The sequence below is a fragment of the Siphonobacter sp. BAB-5405 genome, from assembly GCF_002872335.1.
In the GTDB taxonomy this organism is placed as follows: domain Bacteria; phylum Bacteroidota; class Bacteroidia; order Cytophagales; family Spirosomataceae; genus Siphonobacter.
On sequence record NZ_NJAG01000187.1, the window covers coordinates 1 to 403 of the forward strand.

Annotated in this window: 1 protein-coding gene; it reads left to right on the top strand. The window is 47.6% G+C overall.

Going from position 1 to position 403, the window contains the following annotated elements:
• The coding region (locus tag BWI97_RS27935; RefSeq protein ID WP_158242897.1) for a hypothetical protein at window positions 1-403 on the top strand (403 nt) is incomplete at both ends.

Below are 403 nucleotides of genomic sequence, written 5' to 3' on the forward strand. Positions count from 1 at the left end.
GGGGAAAGCATACGGATTTGGGTCTGAGCTACCGGGGCAACCGGATTAAGTCCCGCAACGAGCAACAAAGTCTGCGAACCTACGCCCTACCCGATACGTCTTATTTTTTGCGTGAATCGAGCCTGTCTGACGCCGAAAACTGGAGTCATACGCTACACATGCATTTTAACCATCAGATAGACTCTCTGACGAGCTTACGCGTTTACTCGTCCTTACTACTTCAGCAATCCGAGAACCGTTCTGACCGCTACTCCCAAACCTTTCCGACGGGTACTGATCTCATAAATCCAATCAACGAAAGCCGCACTGAAAATACCAGCGATGGTACCGGAATCAGCGGTTCGACAAATGTCAGCTTTAACCGGAATTTTCTAAAAAAAGGAAGAAATCTGCTGGTAAACTA